The following is a 20,836-nucleotide window of genomic DNA, read 5'->3' as shown; positions in this document are numbered from 1 at the left end:
CCCGCCCCGGTCGCGGCGGCGCCCGCAGCGGCCGCGCCCGCCGCCGCCCCGGCGCCGGCCGCCCCGGATCACCCCGGCGCCGTCAAGTCGCCGATGGTCGGCACCGCCTATCTCTCGCCGGAACCCGGCGCCGCCAATTTCGTCACCGAAGGCAAGGCGGTGAAGGAAGGCGAGACCCTGCTCATCGTCGAGGCGATGAAGGTCATGAACCCCATCACCGCCCCCAAGGCCGGCGTGGTGAAGGCCATCCTCATCGCCAACGAGCAGCCGGTCGAATATGATCAGCCGCTCGTCATCGTCGAGTGACGGCAGCCCCGCGCATGTTCCGCAAGGTCCTGATCGCCAACCGGGGTGAAATCGCGCTGCGGGTCCACCGCGCCTGCCACGAGATGGGCATCCAGACGGTGGCCGTCCACTCCACGGCCGACGCCAGCGCCATGCACGTCCGGCTGGCGGACGAGGCCATCTGCATCGGCCCGCCGCCCGCGTCCGACAGCTATCTCAACATCCCGAACATCATCGCCGCGGCCGAAATCGCCCAGGCCGATGCCATCCACCCCGGCTACGGCTTCCTCAGCGAGAACGCCCGCTTCGCCGAGATCGTCGAAGAGCATCGGATCGCCTGGATCGGCCCCAGCCCGCAGCACATCCGCACCATGGGCGACAAGGTGGAGGCGAAGCGCACGGCCGGCGCCCTCGGCCTGCCGCTCGTGCCCGGTTCGGACGGCGCGGTGGAAACGGTGGACGACGCCCGCAAGGTGGCCGAGGAATTCGGCTACCCGGTGCTGGTGAAGGCCGCCGCCGGCGGCGGCGGACGCGGCATGAAGGTGGTGGAAAACGCCGCTATGCTGGAAGGCGCCTTCCGCCAGGCCCGCGCCGAGGCCAAGGCCGCCTTCGGCCACGACGCCGTCTATATCGAGAAATATCTCCAGAACCCGCGCCACATCGAATTCCAGATCTTCGGCGACGGCAAGGGCCAGGCCATCCATCTGGGCGAGCGGGACTGTTCGCTGCAACGCCGCCACCAGAAGGTTCTGGAGGAGGCCCCCTCCCCCGTGCTTTCCGCCGCCGAGCGCGCCCGCATGGGTGGCATCTGCGCCAGGGCCATGGCCGACATGCACTATCGCGGCGCCGGCACCATCGAATTCCTCTGGGAAAAGGGGGAATTCTACTTCATCGAAATGAACACCCGGCTTCAGGTGGAACATCCGGTCACCGAAATGCTGACCGGCCTCGATCTGGTGAAGGAACAGCTCCGTGTCGCCGCCGGCCTGCCGCTCAGCCGCACGCAGGATGAAGTCGAACTGAAGGGCCACGCCATCGAAGTCCGAATCAACGCGGAAGACCCGGAGAGCTTCGCGCCATGGCCGGGGCTGGTGCAGGAATTCCACGCCGCCGGCGGCCCCGGCGTGCGCATCGATTCCGCGCTTTACGACGGCTACCGCGTGCCCCCCACCTACGACAGCCTGATCGCCAAGCTGATCGTCCACGCCGACAACCGCCCGGACGCCATCGCCCGCCTGAAGCGCGCGCTGGAGGAAATGGTGGTGGGCGGCATCCGCACCACCATCCCGCTCCACCAGCGGCTGATGACCGAGGCGGATTTCCAGTCCGGCGACTACAGCATCAAATGGCTGGAAGCCCTGCTGGCCAGGAAGAACTGACCCAAAGCCCCTCCTCTTCCACGGAGGGGTTCAGGCAGGGCCGGGGGGCAAGCCCGGCCCCTTCAGCCTTTCAGCCATGCGCGCAGCAAGCCGCTGGTTTCATGCGGCAGTTCCAGCGCCGGCAGATGTCCGCAAGCCGGCAGCACATGCAGGCGCGAACCGGCAATGCCGCGATGGATTTCCTCCGCCTCGGCGGGCGGCGTAAGCCCGTCGCTGTCGCCGACCGCGACCAGCGTCGGAACCGCGATCCGCGGCAGCAAGGGGCGGGAATCGGGCCGGCCGAGGATCGCTTTCTGCTGGCGCAGGAAGGCTTCGCCGCCGACGCGCGCCGCCATCGCCTGCAGCTCCTCGCCGACTGGCCCGGACAGGCGCGAGGGGTGAATCAGCCGGGGCAGCAGCCGGTTCGTGACGCCGACGAACCGCCCGACCTTCAGCGATTCGATCCCGGCCCGGCGCTGGGCGACACGCGCGGCGTCGTCCGGCGCGGCGCTGGTGTCGAACAAGGCCAGATGCGTCACCCGCTCCGGCGCCTGCCGCAGGATCTCGAAGGCGACATAGCCGCCCATCGAAAGCCCGGCGAGGGCGAAACGCCCGGGCACCAGGTCGAGCGTGCGCCGCGCCATGTCGGCCACGCTGTCGTCCCGGGTCAGGTCGGCGATCATCGGCTCGGCGACGTCCTGCAAATCCCGCGCCTGGTCGCGCCAGAGCCGCTCGTCGCAGAGCAGCCCCGGCAGCAGGACAAGTGGCGTGCGGCTCATGCTGCCCTGCCGTCCGGCCGGGTGGCGGCGTGGGAAAGCCAGAAGCCGGCCAGCGCCAGCGCCGCGGTCAGCAGCACGATGGCGGGCCATCCGCCCTGTTGCCAGAACCACCCGCCCGCCGACCCGACGAGGCTGGAGCCGAGATAGTAGAACAGAAGGTAGAGCGAGGCCGCATGCCCCTTCGACACCCCGGCAAGCGGCCCCACCGAACTGCTCGCCACCGCATGGCCGATGAAGAAGCCGCTGGTGATGAGGATGATGCCGACGATGATCAAAGGCAGCGGCGCCGCGAGCGTCAGCAGCAGGCCGGAAAGGATCAGCCCGAAACCGCTTAGCAGAAGCCGCCGCCGGCCGAAGCGGCCGGCAAGCCCGCCCGCCGAGCTGGAGGCGACGATGCCGAAGGCGAAGGCCAGGAAGATCATGCTCAGTTGCGTCTGGCTCAGGCCGTAAGGCGGCTCCGACAGCCGGAAGGTCGCATAGTTGAAGACGGTGACGAAGATGCCCGTCAGCACGAAACCCAGGGCGTAGAGGCGCACCAGCCCCCTGTTCTGCAGATGCGCGCCCCAGGCGCCCAGATGATAGGCCAGTGAAAGGCCGCGCCGGGCCACGAAATGCCGCGACCGGGGAAGCAGCAGGAAGAAACCAGCCGCCGACATCAAGCACAACACACCCAGCGAGACCATCGCCACCCGCCAGGAGGCGATTTCGGTCATCAATCCCATGCCGACCCGCCCTATCATCGCCCCGAAGGCCGTGCCCGCGATGTAAAGGCCCATGGCCTTGCCGAGATCGTCCGGGTCGATCTCCTCGGCGAGCCAGGCCATGGCCACGGCGGGCACGCCCCCCAGCAGGAAGCCTTCGAGCGCCCGGGCCGCCAGAAGCCCGTGCCACCCCGGCGCGAAGCCGGCGGCGATGTTCAGAATGGCGGCCAGCGCCATAGACCCGAACATCAGCCCCCTGCGGCCGAGCGCCTGCGAATAGGCCCCGGCCAACAGGATGGAAACGGCCAGAAGCCCGGTGGTCAGCGAAAGCGCCAGCGAGCTTTCCGCCGGCGTGATGGAAAATGTCCGCGCAAATGCGGGCAGCAGCGGCTGCACGCAGTAGAGCAGGGAAAAGCTCGCGAATCCGGCGAGGAACAGCGCCGCGCCGGCCCGCCGATACTCCCGCGTCCCGCGTGATATCCACATTGCGGTATCCGCGCCTGTTTCGAAGCGTCCCGCTTCCCCGGGTCCGGAGTCGCAGGGGAGTATTTCGTCTTCGGTCGGCCTTGGCTGGAACATGATCTTCGGCGCTTTCTGGGCAATCCTGTAGCGCCGATGAACTTCGCCTGTCTAATATATGGAGATAACGATCTTCATATATTATATGAATGGTATGGAGCTTCGCCACATCCGCTATTTCCTCGCCGTCGCCGAGGAAGGCAATTTCACCCGCGCCGCCGCGCGCGTCGGCATCGGCCAGCCCCCGCTCAGCCTGCAGATCAGGGACCTGGAGACCGAGATCGGCGCACAGCTTTTCCACCGGGTTCCGCATGGAGCCGAACTGACGGAGGCGGGCCGGGCGTTTCTGGAAGTGGCAAGGCTCATCCCGGTCTCGGCGGCCGACGCCGTCCGTGCGGCGCAAAGGGCGGCGCGCGGCGAGACCGGCCAGCTCACGCTCGGTTTCACGGGCACGGCCGCGCTCAATCCGATCGTGCCGGCCAGCATCCGGGCGTTCCGCAGGCGTTTCCCGGATGTGGAGATGAAGCTGGAGGAAACGAATTCGGTGGCGCTGATCGGCGGCCTGCTGGACGGCAGGCTCGACCTCGCGATCCTGCGCCCGGCGGCTTCCGACCCGCACGAGATCGTCGTGCGCCAACTGGCCGAGGAGCCGCTGCTGGCGGTGCTGCCGGCTTCGCACCCCGCCGCGCAGGGGGCCGGAGACCTGGACCTCGCCGCCCTCGCGCACGATCCCCTCATCCTCACACCGCGATCGCTGGGCGTCAGCCTGCACGATTCGGCGTTGCAGGCCTGTCGCGCCGCGGGTTTCGAGCCGCTTCTGGGTCAGCCGGCCCCGCAGATCGCCTCCATCCTATCCCTGGTGTCGGCCGAACTCGGCTTCTCGCTGTTGCCGGCGTCCATCGGGCAGCTCAACGTGAACGGGGTCGCCTATCGCAGAATCGGCGCCCCTTCTCCGCGCGTTTCCCTCGTTGCCGCCTATCGGCGGGCGATGCCGCCGAAGCTCGCGACGAACTTCGCCGCGATCGCCAGAACGACCGCGCGGCAGATGCTGCAAAACCCGCCTCGATCGCCAGCGTCAGTGTCCGGCCGATAACCGCCTCACCCCATCCGCTCCGCCACCACATCCCGCGCGCCCAGAACCTCACCGCATTCCGAACAGGTCGGCACCATGTGGAAATGCTGCCCGCAGCCCTTGTGCCGATGCCGCACCGGCGGGCCGTCCGCATCCGCATACCAGTTGTCGCCCCAATGCAGCAGCGCCAGCAGCACAGGGTAAAGCGCCAGCCCCTTTTCCGTCAGCCGATACTCATGCCGTAGCGGCCGCTCCCGATAGGGGCGCCGCTCCAGCACCCCTTCCGCCACCAGCGCCTGCAACCGCTCGGTCAGCATTCGCCGGCTGATCTTCAGGCTGGCCTCGAAATCGTCGAACCGCCGCACCTTCAGGAAGGCGTCGCGCAGGATCAGCAAGGTCCAGCGATCCCCCACGGCCGACAGCGCGCGCGCCAGCGAGCAGCGCTCCGAAGCCAGGTCGTTCCACTTCATCCGCAAATCCCATGATTGACAGCCCCGCCACCGTGCCAATATCAGTTCCAAAAGTAAACTGACTCAGGGAGACGATATGCCCGGCCGACCCACCCCAAAAGCCAGCGTCGCCGTCGTCGGCGCCGGGGACTTCATCGGCGCCGCCATCTGCCGCCGCTTCGCGGCCGAGGGCTTCCACGTCCATGGCGGCCGCCGCCAGGGCGAAAAGCTGGAGCCCCTCGCCGCCGAAATCGCAGCCGCCGGCGGCCGCTTCACCGGCGACCGGCTGGACGCCCGCTCGGAAGACCAGATCTCGGCCTTCCTCGACGCGGCGGACGCCTCCGCCCCGCTCGAAGCCGTCATCTTCAACGTCGGCGCCAATGTGAACGTCCCGCTTCTCGACACCAGCGAGCGGGTGTTCCGCAAGGTCTGGGAAATGGCCTGCTACGCCGGTTTCCTCACCGGCCGCGAAGCCGCCCGCCGCCTGCTGGCCCATGGCCGCGGCTCCATCTTCTTCACCGGCGCCACCGCCTCGTTGCGCGGCGGCAAGGGCTATGCCGCCTTCGCCTCCGCCAAGGCCGGCCTGCGCCTCGCCGCGCAAGCCATGGCCCGCGAACTGGGGCCGCAGAATATCCATGTCGCGCATCTGGTGATCGATTCCGGCGTGGACACGGAATTCGTCCGCCAGCGCTACGCCGAACGCGGAATCACCGAAATCCCCGAAGGCGCGCTGATGCACCCAGGCTCCATCGCCGAGACCTACTGGCGCCTCCACACCCAGCCCAGAGACGCTTGGACCCACGAGCTGGACCTCCGCCCCTTCGGCGAAACCTGGTAGGAAAAAACCCGATGCCCACCGATCCCAACCCCATTTTCTGGTTCGATTTCGGCAGCCCCAATTCCTGGTTCGCGCACCAGCTCGTGCCCGGCCTCGAGGCGCGCACCGGCGCCAGACTCCGCTATGTGCCCGTGCTGCTGGGCGGCATCTTCAAGGCCACCGGCAACCAGCCCCCCTTCATCGCCTATGCCGACATCCCCGCCAAGGCGGCCTATATGGCGCACGAGATGCAGCGCTTCCAGCGCCGCCACGGCCTGCAGCGCTTCACCATGAACCCGCACTTCCCGCTGAACACGCTGTCGCTGATGCGCACCGCCTGCGCGGCGGAAGCCGAGGGCCTGCTCGCGCCTTATGTCGACAGCCTGTTCCACTATATGTGGGAAGAACCCCGCAAGCTCGACGACCCGGCGATCCTCGCCGCAACGCTCGCCGAAGCCGGCTTCCCGGCCGAGCGCCTGCTCGCCCTCTCGCAGGAGCCGGCGATCAAGGAAAAGCTCCTCGCCAACACGCAAGGCGCGGTCGAGAAAGGCGTGTTCGGAATCCCGAGCTTCCTCGTCGGCGACCAGCTCTTCTTCGGCAAGGACAGCCTCCACGATGTGGAAGCCGAACTGAACAGCGTCGAAGCCCAAGGCATCGGCCGCTAACGAAAAAACCCGCCCGGTTGGATCCGGGCGGGTTTCCTCTCTCCTCCCACAACTTGTGGGAAAGACGGCTTTACTGTGCGGCGGTCCGGGTCACATCCCCACCCTCGGCCACCACGCCGCCTTCCTTGATCTTCACTTCCACCTTGCGCTCGGCGGAAAGCGTCGCCCCGTCGCCGACGATATCGGCGGGCTTGTCGAGGTCGATGCGGTCGGCGCCGATCCCGGCGGCCACCAGCGCGTCGCGCACCTTGGTCGCGCGGTCCCTGGCGAGCTTCTCGTTGAAGGCGGCATCGCCACGCGGATCGACATAGCCGGAAACCGACAGCCGCGAGTCGGCGTGCGTGTCCAGATACGCTTTCAGCTTCGCCGATTCCGCGGTCAGTTCATTGGCGACATCGCTCTTCGCCGTCTCGAAATAGACGATCAGCAGCGGCTTGCCGTCCAGCAGGCGCGAGATGAGGCCGGAACCGGTCGGCGCAGCGGGCTCGGGCTCGGCTTCCACCGCCGGGTTCACGATCACCGTCTTGCGCACGTCGATCGTCGTCCCCGGCTGCACCGGGCACCAGATCCTCAGCAGGCAGAGCAGCGCCAGGATGGCGGCGCCGCCAAGGCCCAGCCACACCGGCCACCAGGGTGCGCCGCCCGTGGCGGTGGCGGTTGCCGCTGGCAGGCCGCCCACCAGGCTTTTGGCGCTGACGATCGGGCCGGACACATCCTGCGTCTGCTTGTAGCTCGCCGTCGCGCGCGTGCTCAGCACACCGGCGGGCAGGCCGAAGAAGGCGATAAGGCCGGCCATGTCGCCCGCCAGCAGCTTCTGCGCTTCGGCGATGAAGCCCGCCAGGCGCGATTCCGAAATCGCGTCGCCGGAAGCGGCCAGCTTCGCGGCCAGCGCCGCCGGATCGGCGGCAGCCAGAGACTGGACGGACCCGGTGTCGACCGACGACAGCCGCTCGGCCGTCGCTTCGCCCACGCCGGCAAGGCCGGTCAGCGGCAGGCGTCCGGCCTTCAGCTTCTGCCCCACTTCCAGATATTCGGCGATCCAGCCATTTTCCAGCAGCTTCGCCTGGAACGGCCAGGTGAAGGGCTGGGCGATGGCGAAGGCGCTGCCGCCCGAGGCCAGGATCTTCTCGATATCGGCCGGGCTCATCGCCGCGATCTGCGCGAAGCGGTGCACGCCATTCTTGTGGAACAGCTCGGCGATCTGCGGGCCGACGCCCTCGATCGCTTCCAGCTGGTCGGCCAGATGCGTGGTCTCGGTGCGGATGGTCGTGGTCTTGCCCTCGAAATCGGCGACGCCAAGAGCGGTTGCGGTGCTGGTTTGCGTGGAACCGAAAAGGCGGGCCAACAGCCCGCCGATCGCCAATCCGATCAGGATCCAGAACAAGATGGTCCAGAGCCCGACGCTGAAGGCGGAAGACAACATGGTAATTCCCCTGCCAATTATAGCGGCTTAAGGTTAGCAACCCGGCAAATTCCCGCAAGCCCGTTTATCCGCCGTTCAGAAAAGTTCACGCTGCCGCCGGTCCGCCGAAGGGGAAATGGCATGCGGCGGGGCAAAAAGATCGAGGCGCAGCTCGGGCGGCGGCCGGTCCAGCCCGAGTCGCCGAGTCGCCATCCGCAGCCGCATGCGCAACAGCCGCCCCCACTCGCCTTGCGGCTGCATCCGCTCGAACCAGCCGGCGCGGTTCAGCTTGCCGCCCCGCATCGCCCGGATCGCGCCCAGCACGCGGGCGGCCCGGTCGGGCGCGTGCAGGTGCAGCCATCGTTCGAACAGCGGCGCCACTTCCAGCGGCAGCCTCACCGGCTGGCAGAAGGCGCCCCAGGCCCCGGCTTCCGCCGCCGCCGCCAGGATCGCCTCCAGTTCATGGTCGGTAAGCGCCGGGATGATCGGCGAAACCGACACGAAAGTCGGCACCCCGGCCGCGCTCAGCCGGCGGATGGCTTCCAGCCGCCGGTGCGGCGCGGCGGCGCGCGGCTCCATGCTCCGCGCCAGCTTCCGCTCCAGCGTCGTCACCGAAACCATCGCCATCGCCAGTTGCAGCCCGGCGAGCGCCGCCAGCCGATCGAGGTCCATCAGCACCCGGTCGGACTTGGTGGTGACGCTGACCGGGTGGCGCGTCTCCAGGCACAGGTCCAGCACGGCGCGGGTGATCCGCCACTCGCGCTCGATCGGCTGATAGGGGTCGGTGTTGGTGCCCATCGCCAGCACCGCCGGCCGATAGCCGGCCCTGGCGAATTCCGCCCGCAGCAGCGCCGGCCCGGTCGGCTTGGCGAAGAGCTTCGTCTCGAAATCCAGCCCCGGCGAAAGATCGTGCCAGGCGTGCGTCGGCCGGGCGAAGCAATAGATGCAGCCATGCTCGCAGCCGCGATAGGCGTTGAAGCTGCGGTCGAAGGGGATGTCGGGGCTTTCGTTGCGGGTCATGGCCTTGCGCGGCCGCTCCACCGTCACCGTCGTGCGCAAGGGCGGCAGTTCGTCCGCCCCTTCCGCCCAGTCCAGCCAGTCGCCGTCGGCCTGCCGCGATGGCAGGCCGAAACGGCCGCTCAGTTCATTGCCCGGGGCCGCCCGGCCGGAGTCGCGTGCCATGCCGCATTGGAACAAAATAAGAACATTCGGGCAAGCGCAATCGGCCTACAGCCACCCCTTCTTCTTGAACCACAGATAGGGCAGCACCGCCGACAGGATCATCATCCCGATCGCCATCGGATAGCCGAAGTGCAGTTCCAGCTCCGGCATATGCGCGAAGTTCATGCCGTAGATGGAGGCGACCAGCGTCGGCGGCAGGAAGATGACGGCCGCCACCGAGAAGATCTTCACGATGGCGTTCTGCTCGATCGAAATCCGCCCCAAAGCCGCGTCCAGCAGGAAGCCGACATTCTGCGTCAGATAATGGCTGTTCTCGCTCAGGCTCTGGATGTCGCGCGTCAGCGACTTCAGCGTCTCGCGCATCAGCTTGTCGGTCTTCGCCCGATTGCCATTCTCGTCTTCCTGCTGCCCGATCGACAGGAAGCTGACGGCGCGCAACTGCGTCACCAGCGACTCATGCACCTTGTTCAGCACGAACTGCGTGCTGCCGATGCGGCGCAGGATCGTCTGCAGGTCGCCGGTCGAAAGCCGCAGGGTCTTCGGCCGGTCCAGCCCGAACACCTGCGCCGACACGGAATCGATCTCGCCCCCCATCTTCTCCAATATGTCGGCGGTGCGGTCGACCACATTCTCCATCAGCCGGACGAACAGCCGGCCGGGGCTGGCGCCGGGCACCGCGCGGGAGCAGGAGATGTCCAGCGTCCGGAAGGCCATGGGGTCGGTGTAGCGCACCGTCACCAGCTGCGTCGGAGTCAGGATCAGGCTGACGGGCACCGCCGCCGGCGTGTCGGAATCCACCCCCACCACCAGCAGCAGGTTCATCACCTGCGCATGCCCCTCGCGATAGACGCGGCTGGACGCCTCGATCTCCGCCATGTCGGCCTTGGTCGGAAGCTCCAGCCCCAGCGCTTCCTCCACCGCGCGCCTCTCGTTGCCGGTCGGGTAGGAAAGATCGACCCAGACGGCCTCGCGGATCGCCTCGGGCGTCGGCAGCGGCGAAAAGACATCGCCGTTCGATGCGACGAGTTCCACGGGAAGCGGCTCGGAAAGGCGGTTCGGCGCGTGCAGGCGAAGCATGGCGACGGGAAGCTAGGCCGGCGGGATGACGGGCGCAATCGCCCTCCCCCACAAAAGCGCTCAATAAGGCGGGCGCACCAGCCCCAGGCTCTGCATCACCGCCGCCTGCACCAGCAGCACCAGCAGCCAGTGCAGGCTGTCGGCGGCCGCCATCGGCCCGGAATGGCCCCGGAAGCGCAGGGTCACCATCAGCGGCGGCACGATCAACCCAACCCAGATCACCACCACGGTCATCAGCATCGAAATCCAGGGCTCGCTGGAAGGCGGGCCCATCAGCAGCGCGCCCGCCAGCACGGCGGCCAGCCAGAATTGCGCGATCATCGCCGGGATCAGGAAATCCAGCTTCGGCCGCTCCCCCGGTTTCGACAGCAGGAAATGCCCCAGCCCCACCAGCAGGCCGAAGATCGCCGCCACCAGTATCGGGGTCAGATTATGGTTGAGATAGTCCAGACCTCAGCTCCTCTTGGCGGGGCTCTCACGATGCCGGATCAACTGGCACAGGGCGGGAAAAATTTCAAGTGTGAAATCTTTTCAGCGCACGACCGGCCTCGTCTGCGGGAAGCGCGGCCAGCGGTTCGCGGCCACCAGATGCACCCCCGGCTGCTCGGCGGCGGCCTTGGGGTTCTGCGCGGCCTCCTTCATCTGGTAGAGCCAGAAGTTGCGCATCACCACTTCCACATAATGCCGCGTCTCCCGGAAGGGGATGCTTTCGATGAACAGCAGCACGTCGCCATTGTCCTTCAGCCCGCCGTTGTTCCACTTCTGCACCGAACCCGGCCCGGCGTTGTAGGCGGCGATCACCTTGGGCAACTGGCCCTGCGTGTGCGGGCTGTCGCGCAGCATCTCAAGATAAGACTGGCCATATTCCACGTTGAACGACGGATCGGCCAGCAGGTCGTCGCGGTGCTCGATCTCCATCGCCTTCGCGAGATCCCGGGCGGTGCCGGGCATGATCTGCATCAGCCCCTTGGCCCCGGCGCCGGAGCGGGCGCCGGTGATGAACTTCGATTCCTGCAGGGCGTGGGCGAAGACCAGGCTCTTGTCCACGCGCCAGCCCCTGACCGGCTTCCAGTCGGGCGTCGGGAAGCGGGCGGACATCGGCGGCATCAATCCGGGCGGCGGGTTCTGCGCCAGCCAATATTGCGTCGCCGGCAGGTCCAGCCGGGCGGCCAGCCGCAGGATCGGCTCATAGGCGTCGTTGCCGGTGGCGGCGGCCAGGTGCCGAAGCTCCCGGTCGGCGAGGCCCAATTGGCCGATCTCCACCAGGGCTGCGGCGCGCTGGGCGCCGGGGTGCATCTTCAGCGTCGTCCAGTCGGCCTGGATGAAGTCGGGCTCGCGCCAGTCGATATTGGCTTCCAGCCCCAGCGCCTCGGTCGCCAGCAGGCCGTAGAAACCGTCCTTGTCGCGCGCCACCGCCGCCTTCAGCCGCTCGGTCGAAAGCCAGGGTCGGCCGCAGCGCACATGGCTGCGCGCCGCCCAATAGGCCCCGGCCGAGCGGAGGTCGGTCGGCGCGGAATAGACCTGGCCGATGGCGTCGAAATGCTTCGCCGCCGCTTCGCAATCATTCTGGCGGAAGGCGGCGAGGCCCGCCACCCAATAGCCCATCGCCGCCCATTCGCCCGAGCCGTTCGAGGCCCGCCGCCCCAATCGCTCGGCCAGCGGGTCCTCTAAGTCCAGATAGGCGTCCCAGGCGGCGCGCTGCGCCCATTCGCTGCGGACTTCGGCCGACAGGTCGGAGCCGTAGCGGTCCAGCATCCCCTCCACGTCGGCCGGGCGGTTGCCGGAAATGGCGGCCCTGGCGGCGGTGGCGAAGGCGGTGTCGGCGCTCGTCTGGGTGCGGGCGCTGCGCGGCCCCAGCGGCGGCGTCAGCCGCACCGGCGTGAGCCGCTTCAGGCTGGCGAGCGGCGGCAGGCTGGTGGCGCCCGCCTTGCGCGCCAGCCCGGCGATGGTCGCGGCCTGGGGCGCCGCCGGATTGCTTTCCAGCCAGGCGACCAGCCGCATCAGCCCGGCGCCCGAGCCTTGCGCCAGCAATATCTGCCCCTCCGCCGTCGGGTGCAGGATGCCGGGCGGCATGGCGGCGAGTTCCTGCGACGCGGCGCTGACGCGGCCGGCCTCGATCGCCCGGAAGATGCGGGCATATTGCCCCCGCTGCGCGGCGTTCAGCTGCGGCGGCACCGAGCGTTCGGCGCGGGAAAGCAGCGGCGCGGTGACGTTGATCGTCTCGGAGGCGGTTTCCGGCGCGGTTTCCGGCGCGGCGTCCTGCGCGGCGAGCGGGGCGCCCAGCGCCAGCGTGGCGGCGCAGAGGGAAAGGCGGGCAAAGCGGATCACTGCAACAGTCTCCGCCTGAGCGCGAGCAGGTCGGCCCAGGCCTTGGCCTTCTCCTCCGGGCGGCGGAGCAGATAGGCGGGGTTGAAGCTGGCGAGCGCCGGCACCGGGCCGGCGCCGGCGTCCACCTGAAGCCATTGCCCGCGCACCCGGCCGATGGGCGCATCGGTGCCCGCCAGCGCCTGCACAGGATTGGCGCCCAGGAGCAGGATCAGCCGCGGCGCCGCCAGCCGGATATGGGCGCGGGTGAGTTCCAGGTCGGCGGCGATGGCGTCCGGCGGCGGCGGGCCGGGCACCCGACGGCGCGGGCAGAGCAGGCCGATGTAGCAGGACTTGCGGTCGAGGCCGATGCCGGCCAGCATCCGGTCGAGGAAGAGCCCCGCCGGGCCGCTGAACGGGCGGCCGGTGCGCAAATCCTCGGCGGACGGCGCTTCGCCGAGCAGCATCAGGCCGGAAAGCGGATCGCCGTCCGCGAAGGGGATGTTGGGGATTTCCGCCGACAGCCGCTCGCGAAGGGCCGCCAGGCTTTGGATGCTCGTCCAGCCGCCGGCTTCGGCGGGCGCCGGCCGCTGCCGCGCTTCCTGCCGCACCGGCGGCATTTGCGGGGCCATTTCCGGCGCCGGAAGCGGCCGCGGCTCGGCGCCGAGCCAGGGCGCGGGCGCGTCCCCGACCGCCACATCGGCTCCGGCCAGTTTCCACCAATCGAGAAGGGCGGCGATTTCCGCCGGCGCGACGCTGGCGGACCGTGCCCCTTCCACAGCCTCTTGCATAGGCCGCGACAATTGAGAGGCGCTTGCCTATGGTCAAGCCCTTCCGCCGCTTTTCGGGTTGAAAACCCGGGACGCTGCGATGAATAGAGCGGCGTGCGCCCGGTAATGGCCGGCGCCGGGGAAGGTGAGTGGAATGACGACACGCGAAGCAATGCCCTATGACCTGGTGATCGTGGGCGCCGGCCCCGCCGGTCTGTCGGCGGCGATCCGGGCGAAGCAGGTTGCCAGCGAAAAGGGGCTGGAGCTTTCCGTCTGCGTGCTGGAGAAGGGCTCGGAAGTCGGCGCGCACATCCTGTCCGGCGCGGTGATCGACCCGAAGGCGCTGGACGAGCTGATCCCCGGCTGGCGCGAGCAGGGCTGCCCGCTGGCGGACGTGCCGGTGACGGAAAACCACCACTGGGTGCTCACCAAGGGCCGGAAATACGACTTCCCGCACTTCATCATGCCCGCCTTCATGAACAACGCCGGCACCTACACCGGCAGCCTCGGCAACCTCTGCCGCTGGCTGGCGCAGCAGGCCGAAGCGCTGGGCGTGGAGATCTTCCCCGGCTTCGCGGCGGCCGAAGTGCTGTTCCACGAGGACGGCTCGGTGAAGGGCGTGGCGACCGGCGACATGGGCGTGGAGCGCAACGGCGAGCACGGCCCCAGCTACCAGCCGGGCCTGGAACTGCACGCCAAATACACTTTCTTCGCCGAAGGCGTGCGCGGGCATCTGTCGAAGCAGCTCATCCAGCGTTTCGATCTGCGCGCCAACAGCCAGCCGCAGGTCTATGGCATCGGCATCAAGGAGCTTTGGGACATCAAGCCCGAAAAGCATGCGCCGGGCCGGGTGATCCACACCCAGGGCTGGCCGCTGACCGACGCCTGGGGCGGCGGCTTCCTCTACCATCAGGCCAACAACCAGGTGGCGCTGGGCTTCGTCGTCGCCCTTTCCTACCGCAACCCGCATATGTCGCCGTTCGACGAGATGCAGCGCTGGAAGACGCACCCCGCCATCCGCGAGATCCTGGAAGGCGGCCGCCGCGTCTCCTATGGCGCGCGCGCCATCAACGAGGGCGGCTGGCAGGCGGTGCCGAAGCTGACGATGCCCGGCGCGGCGCTGATCGGCTGCTCGGCCGGGTTCGTGAACGTGCCGCGAATCAAGGGCAGCCACACCGCGATGAAGACGGGGATGATGGCGGCCGAGGCCGCCGTCGACGCCATCGCCAGCCAACGGCAGGGCGACGAGCTGACGGCCTACACCACCGCCTATGAAGCGAGCTGGGTGTATGAGGAGCTGCGCCTGGTGCGCAACACCGAGCCGCTGGTTTCGAAGTTCGGCGGCACGGTGGGGACGATGCTGGCCGGCACGACCATGTGGGCGGAGACGCTTGGCGTCCGCATGCCCTTCACCTTTGGCCATGAGCCGGATCACACGAAAATCTGGCGCCGCGAGCATTGCTGGCCGATCGAATATCCCAAGCCCGACGGGGTGATCAGCTTCGACAAGCTTTCGAGCGTGTTCCTTTCCAACACGAACCATGAGGAGAATCAGCCGGTCCACCTGCAGCTGAAGGACCCGTCGGTGCCGATCCGCATCAACCTGCCGCTCTATGACGAGCCGGCCCAGCGCTATTGCCCGGCCGGAGTCTATGAAGTGGTGGGCGAGGAGACGGGCGAGCCGCGCTTCCAGATCAACGCGCAGAACTGCGTGCACTGCAAGACCTGCGACATCAAGGACCCGACGCAGAACATCAACTGGGTGACGCCGGAGGGCGGTGGGGGCCCGAATTATCCGAATATGTAGCTGAAGGCGGCCGCGATCAGCGCGCAGCGCTGACTCGCGGACTCGCCGCAAGCTCGGCCGGCTGAGCCGGGGCCCCAACAGGCCCCGGCCAGTCCGACGGCGCGGGCTTTGCCCGCGTTTTTCTTCTTCTTTAACCCTTCGGGCGCAGCGCCCCCGCTTTCGCGGACAGAAAGCGAACTCGGCGGCTTGGCCGCCGGCCGCGTGCAATAACCATATCGGAACCTTATTGTTCCACGTGGAACATTCCCCTACACTGCAATTTCAGCCTGTTAGACGAATTTCGCGTAGGAAATACCCACCTCATTTCAGGATTTCGACGGTATCCACATCGATGTAGCGGCCACGGAAGCCGGTATCGATCTCACCCGTCAGGCGGACCTGCGTTTCCGGCGTGACCTTCTGGCCGCGGAAATCCTCATCCTCGATCTCCACGCGGATTTCGCCGGTGGAATCGCGGAAGGTGTAGTAATCCTCCCGCTGGTGGTCGACGATGTGGCCCGTGAGCGTGACATAGCTGCCCGGGCGGGCGTTCGCGACCTGCGCCACGGTGGTGGCCTGCGCGCGGGGGTTGGAAGACGGGCCGCTGAACTGCGCCGAAGCAGCCGAAGCGGTGAGCAGCAGAGCGGCGGCGATGGCTGTGCGAATCATGGCAATCCTCCCGGTTGAGGAGCGGCAGGATTGCCCTTGCGCAAGATGGCGTCAATCGGCGAAACGAGGCCCGTTCAGGCCGAACGCGGCCCCAGCAGGATGATCGCCGCGCCGGCAAGGCAGACCAGGCCGCCGGCGATGTCCCACCGGTCCGGCCGGGCGCCTTCCATGGCCCAGCCCCAGAGGATGGAGGCGGCGATGTAGATGCCGCCATAGGTGGCGTAGGCGCGGCCGGCATGGTCGGCCGGCACCAGCGCCAGAAGAAAGGCGAAGGCGGCGAGGCTGGCCATTCCGGGCAGCAGCCAGAGCGGCGTCGCGCCCATGCGCCACCAGGCCCAGAAGGCGAAGCAGCCGGCGATTTCGGCCAGCGCGGCGGCCGGGTAGAGGAACCAGACGGGGGCGGTCATATATGTTCCCAGGTTGAGAACGCATGCAGGGAATGGATATATTTTCCATCATCCCGGGCTTGACCCGGGATGCGGCTTCCTGGCTCAGCCGGTGGGAAAGCTGGACCCCGGGTCAAGCCCGGGGTGACGAAGGGAATAGGAGTCCTCACCCTAGGGCAGGCGGTTGCCGGCTTCGTCCATCAGCACCTCGCGGCGGCCGACATGGTCGGGCGAGGAGACGAGGCCCATTTCCTCCATCTGGTCGATCAGCCGCGCCGCCGAATTATAGCCGATGCGGAGCTGGCGCTGGAGGTAGGAGATGGTGGCCTTGCGGCTGGTCGCCACCACCTGGATCGCCTGTTGCAGCGGATCGTCGGCATTGCCCGCCGCGCCGCCGGCGCCGCCTTTCGCCGAGCCGGGGATTGCCCCCAGCATGTCACCGCCCTCAGGCTCTTCGGTGACGCTGGAGAGATAATCCGGGGCGCCCTGCGCCTTCCAATGCTCGGCGACCGCCTCCACCTCCTCGTCGGAAACGAAGGGGCCGTGGACGCGCACGCACTGCTTGCCGCCGGGCATGTAGAGCATGTCGCCCTTGCCCAGAAGCTGCTCGGCGCCCATTTCGCCGAGGATCGTGCGGCTGTCGATCTTGCTGGTGACCTGGAAGCTGATGCGGGTGGGCAGGTTCGCCTTGATGACGCCGGTGATGACGTCGACCGAGGGGCGCTGCGTCGCCATGATGAGGTGGATTCCGGCGGCCCGGGCCTTCTGCGCCAGCCGCTGGATCAGGAATTCCACTTCCTTGCCGGCCGTCATCATCAGGTCGGCGAGTTCGTCCACCACCACGACGATGAGGGGCAGCGGCTCCAGCGGCAGGGAAATGTCCTCGAACTCGGGCTTGCCCTCCTCGTCCCAGCCGGTCTGCACGCGTTTTATGAAGGGCTTTCCGGATTTCAGCGCCTCGCGCACCTTGTCGTTGTAGCCGGAGAGCGAGCGCACGTTGATGTGCGCCATGTTGCGGTAGCGCTCCTCCATCTGCTCGACCGCCCATTTCAAGGCGCGGATGGCCTTCTGCGGCTCGATCACCACCGGGGCGAGCAGGTGCGGAATGTCGTCGTAGACGCTCAGTTCCAGCATCTTCGGGTCGATCATGATCATCCGGCACTGGTCCGGCCGCAGCCGGTAGAGCAGCGAGAGGATCATGGCGTTCAGGCCAACCGACTTGCCCGAGCCGGTGGTGCCGGCGATCAGCAGGTGCGGCATGGGGGCGAGATCGGCGACGACGGGCGCGCCGGAGATATCCTTGCCGAGGATCATCGGCAGCGTGCCCGACGAGCCCTGGAAGCTGTCCGCCGCGATCAGTTCGGAGAGCGAGACCATTTCCCGCTTCAGGTTCGGAAGCTCTATGCCGATGACGTTGCGCCCCGGGATCACGGCGACGCGGGCGGACACCGCGCTCATGGAGCGGGCGATGTCGTCGGCGAGGCCGATCACCCGGCTGGCCTTGATGCCCGGCGCCGGTTCCAGCTCGTAAAGGGTGACGACCGGGCCTTGCGCCAGGCCGACGATCCGGCCCTTCACGCCGAAATCCTCCAGCACCCCTTCCAGCAGACGGGCGTTCTGCTCCAGCGCGGCCTCGTCCAGCCCGGCGGCCTGCTGGCGCGGCGGCGGCTTCAGCAGGCTGAGCGGCGGCAGGTCGGCGCGGTCGCCCAGTTGCAGCGCCGGCTGCCGGTCCGGCGCTTCGCGCTTCGGCGGCTGGCGGGGCGCGGGGCCGGCGATTCGGCGTTGCGGCGCCTCCGGCTCGGCTTCTGGCGGGGGCAGCGGGTTTTCGCGCACCGCCGCCTTGCGGGCGCGCGGTTCCGGCTGCGCGGCGGGCTGTTCCCATGGCGCTTCGGCCTCGGCCTCCTCGAAGCCGCGGCGGAAGGCGAACAGGCGGCCGACGGCGCCCAGTTCCTGCCGGCTGGGGCCGAGGCCCCAGAGGAAGAGGGCGAGGCCGATCAGCCCGAAGAGGATGGCGGCGCGGATGGCGGCGATCGCCGGATCGAAGCCGGCCGGGAAGGGAATGGCCGACAGCAGCCGCGCGAGCGCCAGGCCGAGGACTCCGCCGGCGCCGGCGTCCAGCGTGCCGATGGGGGCCGGCCAGGCGAGGCCGAGCGCCGCCGCCGACAGCAGCAGCGCCAGCAGCGTGAGGCCGACCGAGCGGCGGAAGCGGTGCAGCGGACGGCCGACGACTAGGCGCAGGCCGGTGACGAGGAAGATCGGCACCAATAGCGCCGAGGCGAGGCCGAAGCCCTGCAGCAGCAGGTCCGCCACATAGGCGCCGGGGGCGCCGGCGATGTTGGTGGGGGTGGCGCTGGTGGCGCTGTTGAAGCTGGGGTCGGACGGGTTGTAGCTGAGGAGCGCGGCGGCCAGCGCCACGCCCAGCGCGACCACCGCGAGGCCGAACAGCACGCGCGCGGCGCCGCGCGCGAAGCCCGACAGGCGTTCGCCGAACGACGGGCCTTCCGGCGCGTCCCAGTCGTTCCGGGCCTGCGCCTTCTTCGGCCGCCGCCCGAGGGCGCCCTCCATCAGCGATTGGTAGCTCGTCGCCACACACACTCCCATATCGGCCGCCACGGCAGGGCCGGACCTGCATCCCGGCCATGATGCCTGCCCCGGACTCCGGCGGTCAAGAGCATGTTCCCTGTCTGTACCGGAAATGGCTGCCATGTGGCGCATGAGTCACGCAAAAAATGGCCCGGGCGACAATGGCCCGGGCCTTTAAAGGGGAGGACCTGGAAGTCCCCGAAGCGAGCACAGGAGCCCGAAGGCGCCCGATCCTCCATCATCAAATAGCGTGCCAATTGCGGCGCAAGCGGGCGTTCCGTCGTCCAGAGACATATTTGCATAAAATTTCGACATATTTTTGCGGAAAATTTCCATGTGATTAAAAAAGTGGCATTTCGGTAGGCCGGCCATTGTGCCGCAGGGGCTGTCGGGGGGGATGGCGAAGCGCTATCAGGGGGCATGTCTGACAGCCGGAAAAGCCGCGCGAAAGCGCCCGAAACCATGCCAGCCGGCAGCGAGCAGGCGGCTGCGCGCGAGCCTTTATTGCACGACGCGCTGATCGTGGGCGGCGGGCTCAACGGCCTGACGCTGGCGCTGGCGCTGGCCGAGCATGACCTCGAAGTCGGCCTGATCGAACGCGCCGATCCCGACGCGCATCTGGCGCCCGGCTTCGACGGCCGGGTTTCCGCCATCGCCTCCTCCTCGGCGCGGATGCTGCGCGCCTTGGGTTTCGGCGATCTGCTGGACGAGGTCGGCTGCCCCATCCGCGCCATCCGCGTGACCGATGGCGGCGACAATGTGCGGATGGACAGCCGGCGCGGCGCGCCAGGCCTGCTGCATTTCGACAGCGCCGAGGCCGAGCCCGCCGAGCCGCTGGGCATCATGCTGGAAAACCGCACGCTGCGCGCCGCCCTGCTGGAACGGCTGCGCGCCCATCCGCGCGTGCGCCTCTATGCGCCGGCCAGCATCGAAAGCCGCGAACGCGGCGCCGACGAAGCGCGCATCCGGCTGGCCGACGGCCGCGAGTTGGCGGCGCCCGTGATCGTCGCCTGCGACGGCCGTCCCTCCGCGCTGCGCAAGGAGGCCGGAATCCGCACCGCCGGCTGGCAATATGACGCCACCGCCATCGTCACCGTGCTGGCGCATGAGAAGCCGCACCGGAATGTCGCCTCCGAGCTTTTCTATTCCGCCGGGCCGTTCGCGCAATTGCCGATGAACGACCTGCCGGACGGCCGCCACCGCTCCGCGCTGGTCTGGACCGTGCACAGCAAGGACGCCGAGGGCGTGAAAGCGCTTTCGCCCCGCGCCTTCGCCCATGAAGCGGAAAAGCGCATGGGCAGCTTCCTCGGCAAGCTGGAAGTGATCGCGCCGGTGCAGAGCTTCCCGCTGAACCTGCAGCACGCCGAACGCTATTGGGCGAACCGGCTGATCCTCGTCGGCGACGCCGCCCACGGAATCCACCCCATCGCCGGGCAGGGCCTGAACCTGGGCCTGCGCGACGTGGCGGCGCTGACCGAAGTGCTGTCCGACGCGGCGCGGCACGGCCTCGACCTCGGCCACCCCGACGTCGCCCGCCGCTACGAACGCTGGCGGCGCGGCGACAACTTCACCACCGCCTTCACCACCGACGTGCTGGTGCGGCTGTTCGCCATCCCCGGGCGGCCGGCCGAGCGCATCCGCTCGACCGGGCTCGCCGCCGTCAACCGCCTGCCCTTCCTGCGCCGCGCCTTCATGGCCATCGCGCGCGGGGAGACCGGAGATCGGCCGCCGTTGCTGCGGGGCGAGCTGGGGTAGGCTGTTTGGGGGTTGGGGCTTGCCTCCGGCGGCCAGGGCTTTGCCCTGGACCCAGCAGGGGCGTGACGCCCCTGCACCCCCGGTTCTCGGGGTTTGCGGCGGGGTTGGGCTGGTGGGGTGGGGGTTTATTGCCTGCGGCGCTGGGGGGATTTTAGCGCCGCAGGCAATCGAATCGGTTGCGGACGCGGCTGTGGCGCGAGGTTTGATCGGCCATAGCCATTCGTCCCCCCGGGCTTGACCCGGGGTCCAGCTTTCCGCCTCCACCGCCGTGCCCGCT

The 20,836-nt window shown here is 68.5% G+C and carries 19 protein-coding genes; 7 read left to right on the top strand and 12 right to left on the bottom strand.

Going from position 1 to position 20,836, the window contains the following annotated elements; translation table 11 throughout:
- Window positions 1–306: acetyl-CoA carboxylase biotin carboxyl carrier protein (locus tag L6Q21_RS14750; RefSeq protein WP_237831519.1), on the top strand; the 306-nt coding region annotated here is incomplete at its 5' end.
- 14 nt (window positions 307–320) lie between these two features.
- Window positions 321–1,664 carry an acetyl-CoA carboxylase biotin carboxylase subunit gene (gene accC / locus L6Q21_RS14745; RefSeq protein ID WP_237831518.1) on the top strand — a complete coding sequence of 448 codons (1,344 nt, stop codon included), beginning with the start codon at window positions 321–323 and terminating at the stop codon, window positions 1,662–1,664.
- A 62-nt stretch (window positions 1,665–1,726) separates the two neighbouring features.
- On the opposite strand, the gene L6Q21_RS14740 is transcribed toward accC, so the two are convergent.
- Both L6Q21_RS14740 and L6Q21_RS14735 read right to left on the bottom strand, forming a co-directional pair.
- Window positions 1,727–2,422 (bottom strand): alpha/beta fold hydrolase, encoded by a 696-nt coding sequence (locus L6Q21_RS14740; protein WP_237831517.1) that lies wholly within the window; start codon window positions 2,420–2,422, stop codon window positions 1,727–1,729.
- Window positions 2,419–3,609 (bottom strand): MFS transporter, encoded by a 1,191-nt coding sequence (locus tag L6Q21_RS14735; protein WP_237831516.1) that lies wholly within the window; start codon window positions 3,607–3,609, stop codon window positions 2,419–2,421. Before L6Q21_RS14735 ends, L6Q21_RS14740 begins: the two co-directional genes overlap by 4 nt.
- 187 nt (window positions 3,610–3,796) lie before the next feature.
- Between L6Q21_RS14735 and L6Q21_RS14730 the strand changes: the two genes are divergently transcribed.
- Window positions 3,797–4,735: a LysR substrate-binding domain-containing protein gene (locus tag L6Q21_RS14730; protein WP_237831515.1), complete on the top strand. Its 939-nt coding sequence runs from the start codon at window positions 3,797–3,799 to the stop codon at window positions 4,733–4,735.
- Between the two features lie 5 nt (window positions 4,736–4,740).
- Here L6Q21_RS14730 and L6Q21_RS14725 read toward each other — a convergent pair whose 3' ends face one another.
- The gene (locus L6Q21_RS14725) at window positions 4,741–5,184 is read right to left on the bottom strand and encodes a winged helix-turn-helix transcriptional regulator (protein WP_237831514.1); all 444 of its coding nucleotides are present in this window, start codon (window positions 5,182–5,184) and stop codon (window positions 4,741–4,743) included.
- A 76-nt stretch (window positions 5,185–5,260) separates the two neighbouring features.
- On the opposite strand from L6Q21_RS14725, the gene L6Q21_RS14720 reads away from it, so the two are divergent.
- Together L6Q21_RS14720 and L6Q21_RS14715 are read left to right on the top strand one after the other, a co-directional pair.
- Window positions 5,261–6,001 carry an SDR family NAD(P)-dependent oxidoreductase gene (locus L6Q21_RS14720; protein WP_237831513.1) on the top strand — a complete coding sequence of 247 codons (741 nt, stop codon included), beginning with the start codon at window positions 5,261–5,263 and terminating at the stop codon, window positions 5,999–6,001.
- 11 nt (window positions 6,002–6,012) lie between these two features.
- Window positions 6,013–6,645: a 2-hydroxychromene-2-carboxylate isomerase gene (locus L6Q21_RS14715; RefSeq protein ID WP_237831512.1), complete on the top strand. Its 633-nt coding sequence runs from the start codon at window positions 6,013–6,015 to the stop codon at window positions 6,643–6,645.
- Between the two features lie 70 nt (window positions 6,646–6,715).
- Here L6Q21_RS14715 and L6Q21_RS14710 read toward each other — a convergent pair whose 3' ends face one another.
- The 6 genes from L6Q21_RS14710 to L6Q21_RS14685 all read right to left on the bottom strand — a co-directional run bounded on the left by L6Q21_RS14710 (window position 6,716) and on the right by L6Q21_RS14685 (window position 13,401).
- Window positions 6,716–8,068, bottom strand: a complete 1,353-nt coding sequence (locus L6Q21_RS14710) for an OmpA family protein (RefSeq protein ID WP_237831511.1) — start codon at window positions 8,066–8,068, stop codon at window positions 6,716–6,718.
- Between the two features lie 75 nt (window positions 8,069–8,143).
- Complete coding sequence (locus L6Q21_RS14705) at window positions 8,144–9,229, bottom strand: PA0069 family radical SAM protein (protein ID WP_237831510.1); 1,086 nt, start codon at window positions 9,227–9,229, stop codon at window positions 8,144–8,146.
- A 45-nt stretch (window positions 9,230–9,274) separates the two neighbouring features.
- The gene (locus L6Q21_RS14700; protein WP_237831509.1) at window positions 9,275–10,306 is read right to left on the bottom strand and encodes a magnesium transporter CorA family protein; all 1,032 of its coding nucleotides are present in this window, start codon (window positions 10,304–10,306) and stop codon (window positions 9,275–9,277) included.
- 60 nt (window positions 10,307–10,366) lie between these two features.
- Window positions 10,367–10,720, bottom strand: coding sequence for a hypothetical protein (locus L6Q21_RS14695; protein WP_237831508.1), 354 nt, complete (start codon window positions 10,718–10,720; stop codon window positions 10,367–10,369).
- Window positions 10,721–10,837: 117 nt separating this feature from the next.
- Window positions 10,838–12,634: a lytic transglycosylase domain-containing protein gene (locus L6Q21_RS18165; protein ID WP_237831507.1), complete on the bottom strand. Its 1,797-nt coding sequence runs from the start codon at window positions 12,632–12,634 to the stop codon at window positions 10,838–10,840.
- Window positions 12,631–13,401: a uracil-DNA glycosylase gene (locus L6Q21_RS14685; protein WP_237831506.1), complete on the bottom strand. Its 771-nt coding sequence runs from the start codon at window positions 13,399–13,401 to the stop codon at window positions 12,631–12,633. The genes L6Q21_RS18165 and L6Q21_RS14685 overlap by 4 nt, the downstream gene beginning before the upstream one ends.
- 133 nt (window positions 13,402–13,534) lie before the next feature.
- On the opposite strand from L6Q21_RS14685, the gene L6Q21_RS14680 reads away from it, so the two are divergent.
- Window positions 13,535–15,187, top strand: a complete 1,653-nt coding sequence (locus L6Q21_RS14680) for an electron transfer flavoprotein-ubiquinone oxidoreductase (protein ID WP_237831505.1) — start codon at window positions 13,535–13,537, stop codon at window positions 15,185–15,187.
- A gap of 300 nt (window positions 15,188–15,487) precedes the next feature.
- Here the strand turns inward: L6Q21_RS14680 and L6Q21_RS14675 are convergent, their stop codons facing one another.
- From L6Q21_RS14675 to L6Q21_RS14665, 3 genes are all read right to left on the bottom strand, one after another.
- Window positions 15,488–15,835, bottom strand: a complete 348-nt coding sequence (locus tag L6Q21_RS14675) for a YgiW/YdeI family stress tolerance OB fold protein (RefSeq protein WP_237831504.1) — start codon at window positions 15,833–15,835, stop codon at window positions 15,488–15,490.
- Between the two features lie 74 nt (window positions 15,836–15,909).
- Window positions 15,910–16,242: a YnfA family protein gene (locus L6Q21_RS14670; protein ID WP_237831503.1), complete on the bottom strand. Its 333-nt coding sequence runs from the start codon at window positions 16,240–16,242 to the stop codon at window positions 15,910–15,912.
- A 150-nt stretch (window positions 16,243–16,392) separates the two neighbouring features.
- Window positions 16,393–18,786 carry an FtsK/SpoIIIE family DNA translocase gene (locus L6Q21_RS14665; RefSeq protein WP_255696927.1) on the bottom strand — a complete coding sequence of 798 codons (2,394 nt, stop codon included), beginning with the start codon at window positions 18,784–18,786 and terminating at the stop codon, window positions 16,393–16,395.
- Between the two features lie 438 nt (window positions 18,787–19,224).
- On the opposite strand from L6Q21_RS14665, the gene L6Q21_RS14660 reads away from it, so the two are divergent.
- Window positions 19,225–20,559, top strand: a complete 1,335-nt coding sequence (locus tag L6Q21_RS14660; RefSeq protein WP_237831501.1) for a UbiH/UbiF/VisC/COQ6 family ubiquinone biosynthesis hydroxylase — start codon at window positions 19,225–19,227, stop codon at window positions 20,557–20,559.
- The last annotated feature ends 277 nt before the right edge of the window (window positions 20,560–20,836 follow it).

The sequence above is a fragment of the Sandaracinobacteroides sayramensis genome, from assembly GCF_022014495.1.
In the GTDB taxonomy this organism is placed as follows: Bacteria; Pseudomonadota; Alphaproteobacteria; order Sphingomonadales; family Sphingomonadaceae; genus Sandaracinobacteroides; species Sandaracinobacteroides sayramense.
This window is presented reverse-complemented; position numbering and strand designations above follow the sequence as displayed.

Excerpts from the sequence above, each read along its gene's own strand:
- accC (WP_237831518.1), top strand. The coding sequence starts at position 321 with ATGTTCCGCAAGGTCCTGATCGCCAACCGGGGTGAAATCGCGCTGCGG.
- L6Q21_RS14740 (WP_237831517.1), bottom strand. The coding sequence starts at position 2,422 with ATGAGCCGCACGCCACTTGTCCTGCTGCCGGGGCTGCTCTGCGACGAG.
- L6Q21_RS14735 (WP_237831516.1), bottom strand. The coding sequence starts at position 3,609 with ATGTGGATATCACGCGGGACGCGGGAGTATCGGCGGGCCGGCGCGGCG.
- L6Q21_RS14730 (WP_237831515.1), top strand. The coding sequence starts at position 3,797 with ATGGAGCTTCGCCACATCCGCTATTTCCTCGCCGTCGCCGAGGAAGGC.
- L6Q21_RS14725 (WP_237831514.1), bottom strand. The coding sequence starts at position 5,184 with ATGAAGTGGAACGACCTGGCTTCGGAGCGCTGCTCGCTGGCGCGCGCG.
- L6Q21_RS14720 (WP_237831513.1), top strand. The coding sequence starts at position 5,261 with ATGCCCGGCCGACCCACCCCAAAAGCCAGCGTCGCCGTCGTCGGCGCC.
- L6Q21_RS14715 (WP_237831512.1), top strand. The coding sequence starts at position 6,013 with ATGCCCACCGATCCCAACCCCATTTTCTGGTTCGATTTCGGCAGCCCC.
- L6Q21_RS14710 (WP_237831511.1), bottom strand. The coding sequence starts at position 8,068 with ATGTTGTCTTCCGCCTTCAGCGTCGGGCTCTGGACCATCTTGTTCTGG.
- L6Q21_RS14705 (WP_237831510.1), bottom strand. The coding sequence starts at position 9,229 with ATGGCACGCGACTCCGGCCGGGCGGCCCCGGGCAATGAACTGAGCGGC.
- L6Q21_RS14700 (WP_237831509.1), bottom strand. The coding sequence starts at position 10,306 with ATGCTTCGCCTGCACGCGCCGAACCGCCTTTCCGAGCCGCTTCCCGTG.
- L6Q21_RS14685 (WP_237831506.1), bottom strand. The coding sequence starts at position 13,401 with ATGCAAGAGGCTGTGGAAGGGGCACGGTCCGCCAGCGTCGCGCCGGCG.
- L6Q21_RS14680 (WP_237831505.1), top strand. The coding sequence starts at position 13,535 with ATGACGACACGCGAAGCAATGCCCTATGACCTGGTGATCGTGGGCGCC.
- L6Q21_RS14675 (WP_237831504.1), bottom strand. The coding sequence starts at position 15,835 with ATGATTCGCACAGCCATCGCCGCCGCTCTGCTGCTCACCGCTTCGGCT.
- L6Q21_RS14670 (WP_237831503.1), bottom strand. The coding sequence starts at position 16,242 with ATGACCGCCCCCGTCTGGTTCCTCTACCCGGCCGCCGCGCTGGCCGAA.
- L6Q21_RS14665 (WP_255696927.1), bottom strand. The coding sequence starts at position 18,786 with ATGGAGGGCGCCCTCGGGCGGCGGCCGAAGAAGGCGCAGGCCCGGAAC.
- L6Q21_RS14660 (WP_237831501.1), top strand. The coding sequence starts at position 19,225 with ATGTCTGACAGCCGGAAAAGCCGCGCGAAAGCGCCCGAAACCATGCCA.